Source organism: Massilia phosphatilytica (genome assembly GCF_977014125.1).
The window spans coordinates 1-2,937 of record NZ_CDRNIL010000155.1 but is presented as its reverse complement, the minus strand read 5'-3'; the positions used below and the strand labels follow the sequence as shown (position 1 = coordinate 2,937).

Annotated in this window: 3 protein-coding genes and 1 pseudogene; all 4 read right to left on the bottom strand. The window is 65.8% G+C overall.

Features of this window, described 5'->3' with window-relative positions; translation table 11 throughout:
• Nucleotides 1-13 precede the first annotated feature (13 nt).
• The 4 genes and pseudogenes from ACWNCF_RS05530 to ACWNCF_RS05515 all read right to left on the bottom strand — a co-directional run bounded on the left by ACWNCF_RS05530 (nucleotide 14) and on the right by ACWNCF_RS05515 (nucleotide 2,902).
• Complete coding sequence (locus ACWNCF_RS05530; protein WP_449406323.1) at nucleotides 14-904, bottom strand: fumarylacetoacetate hydrolase family protein; 891 nt, start codon at nucleotides 902-904, stop codon at nucleotides 14-16.
• Nucleotides 873-1,733: a hypothetical protein gene (locus ACWNCF_RS05525; RefSeq protein ID WP_449406322.1), complete on the bottom strand. Its 861-nt coding sequence runs from the start codon at nucleotides 1,731-1,733 to the stop codon at nucleotides 873-875. The genes ACWNCF_RS05530 and ACWNCF_RS05525 overlap by 32 nt, the downstream gene beginning before the upstream one ends.
• 112 nt (nucleotides 1,734-1,845) lie before the next feature.
• Nucleotides 1,846-2,145 (bottom strand): annotated as a pseudogene (locus tag ACWNCF_RS05520) (MFS transporter); the annotation flags it as partial.
• 118 nt (nucleotides 2,146-2,263) lie between these two features.
• A complete protein-coding gene (locus ACWNCF_RS05515; protein WP_449406321.1) occupies nucleotides 2,264-2,902 on the bottom strand; it encodes a hypothetical protein in 639 nt (212 codons plus the stop codon).
• Nucleotides 2,903-2,937 lie beyond the last annotated feature (35 nt).

The following is a 2,937-nucleotide window of genomic DNA, read 5'->3' as shown; positions in this document are numbered from 1 at the left end:
GTTTATGTTAACGTCACGACTTCGTACGTATTGCTAAGGTTAAAACGGAGGAGTTAGTTGGATGATCCAGCACCACTTCCTGCTGCTGCTCGCCCAGTCCCGCAATCCCGAGACGCAGCTTGTCGCCCTTCTTGAGGAAGCGCTGCGGGCTGCGTCCGAGGCCGACGCCCGGCGGCGTGCCCGTGCTGATGATGTCGCCCGGCTCCAGCGTCATGAAGCGCGACAGGTAGCTGACGATGTGCGCCACCGAGAAAATCATCTTCGACGTGTTCCCGGTCTGCATGCGCTTGCCGTTCAGTTCCAGGTACAGATCGAGGTCCTGCACGTCGAAGATCTCGTCCTTCGTCACGAGGAATGGACCGACGGGACCGAACGTGTCGCAGCCCTTGCCTTTGTCCCACTGCGAACCCAGTTCGAACTGGTAGGCGCGCTCGGAGACGTCGTTGACGACGCAGTAGCCCGCCACGTACTTGAGCGCGTCCGCCTCGTCCACGTACTGGGCGCGGGTGCCGATGACGACGCCCAGCTCGACTTCCCAGTCCGTCTTCTTCGAGCCTTTCGGCAGCTGGACGGGATCGTCGGGGCCGGACAGGCACGACGTCGCCTTCATGAACATGATCGGTTCTTTCGGGATCGGCGCGCCGACCTCGGACGCGTGGTCGGAATAATTCATGCCGATGCCGATGAACTTGCCGACGCCCTTGACCGGCACGCCCAGGCGCGGATTGCCGCGCACCAGCGGCAACGTCTTCCAGTCGACCTTGGCGAGCTTGCGCAGCGCCTTTTCCGACAGCACCGCCGCGTCGACATCCTCGATCACGCCGGACAGGTCGCGCAGGCGGCCTTCCTCGTCGAACAGGCCCGGCTTTTCCTTACCGGGGCGACCGTAACGAACCAATCTCATATTCTTCCTTCTGGGTGAGCATAACGATGCCGCATTTTACTTGACGGCGCTGAAGGAAGTTGAGGACATGGCCGACGAGGCCGGGCAGCTGCAGCGCCACCAGCACGCCGAACGCGACGCGATAGGCCACCGCCGGGAAGTGGCTGGCCGCATCGGGATGCCACAGGCCGACGATCAATCCGAAGCCCGCCTGCACGAGGAAGGCGCCGATGAAGATCAGGAGATTCAGGCACGTGGCGGCGCGTCCCGTCAGCGCGCGCGGCAGGCTCTGGGCGACGATCGCGTATTCGATGCCGGTGATCGTCCCCGCGAGCGTAAACAGCACCGACAGCAACTGCAGGCTGGGCCGCCAGTTGCAGACGATCGCCAGCTGCACGAGCACGAACAGCGCGACGCCGACGGCGGCCGCGTCCAGCGCCTCGATGCCGCGCCGCCCGGCCCATTCCGTGATCATGCCGACGGCGATGGCGCCGAAGATCACCGACGCCATCCCCATGTACAGCAGGTAGGCGACGGCGCCGTCCGGGAAGCGGGCCACGTCGGACAGCCAGCGCCCGATCCACAGGCCCTGGATGCCGAAGAAGATCGCATGCGGCACGAGCACCAGCGAGATCGTCGCGCGGAACGCCGGCGCACGGTAGACGTCCAGGACCGAGCGCACGGTCGGCAGCGCGCCGCCGGGCGCTTTCGAGCGCGGCGTGACGAGCCAGATCAGCAGGCCGCAACAGGCGACCAGCGCGGCCAGCAGCACGAACAGGCCGCGCCAGTCCGTGTGCTGCAACAGCATGCGCACCGGCATGGTGCTCGACGCGGCGCCCAGGCCGCCCACGGCGATCAGATAGCCCTGGACGGACGGCAGGCGCTTGGGCGAGATCCAGCGTGGAGATCGCTTTCACGGCGGACATGAAGCAGCCGCCCAGGCCACAGCCGATGACGGCGCGCGCAAAAACCAGCTGGCCGAACGAATGGCCCGTCGCGAACAGCAGCGTGCCCAATGCCGCCAGCAGCATCAGCACCAGCTGCACCTTGCGCGGGCCGTAGCGGTCGAGCGCGATCCCGACCGGCAGCTGGACGAGGGCGAACGCGAAAAAGAACGCGCTGGTGAGGAGGCCGAGCTGGCCCGGCGTCAACGCGAGCGCACCGACCAGATGCGGTGCCAGCACGGCGTTCACGTTGCGCAGCAGCGAGGACAGGTAATGCCCCAGCGCGAACGGCACGAACACGTAGAAAAACACCGCCATCCCGGAAAGGCGCGGCTGGCTCTGGTCGGCTTCCATGGACACCTCCTGCGGCTCGAAGCCGCGTCGGGTTGGCTGTCGCTGGCGCGCGCATCGTGCGTGCGCGCCGGCTGGATCGGAATCACGCGGCCCAGCGCTTTGAGGTCGTCGTGGTCGTCCTCGCCGCCTTCGAAGAAAACTTCTTGCGGCCGAACGCGGGTTTCAGGTGATCGAGCCAGGTGGCGTGGGGGTCGTATTTCGCGAAGAACGGCCGCCGCACCCACTCCGGATTGCGCGCCTGCAGGAACTGCAGCGCGAACAGCTTCTCGCCATTGATCGTGACCACGCCGTCGATCACCACCTTGCCCGGGAACGCGCTCATCGACGGCCCGCGCACCGTACGCGACAGCCCGGACACCATGCTGTACGCGGCCTGGAAGATCTCGTGCGCGCGCGCCAGCGGCAGCGCGAAGTACTCGCGCGGGCCGGTATCCCGCTCGACGAACATGTAATAGGGGATCGCACCCAGGCGCACGCCCGTCGTCCACAGTTCGGCCCAGCTGTTCGGGTCTTCGTTGATGTGGCGGATCAGCGGCCCCTGCATGCGCAAGGTGGCGCCGGTGCCGACGATGCGCTTGACGGCCTGCTGGGCGATCGTCTGGCGCAGCTCGACGGCGTGGTTGTAGTGCCCCATCAGCGCGAGGTTCTTGCCGGCCTTGACGACGCTTTCGAACAGGCGCATCAGATCGTCGCTGTCCTTGTCCGACAGGTGCTGGATCATCCAACTAACTCCTCCGTTTTAACCTTTAGCAATAC

Excerpts from the sequence above, each read along its gene's own strand:
- ACWNCF_RS05515 (WP_449406321.1), bottom strand. The coding sequence starts at position 2,902 with ATGATCCAGCACCTGTCGGACAAGGACAGCGACGATCTGATGCGCCTG.
- ACWNCF_RS05530 (WP_449406323.1), bottom strand. The coding sequence starts at position 904 with ATGAGATTGGTTCGTTACGGTCGCCCCGGTAAGGAAAAGCCGGGCCTG.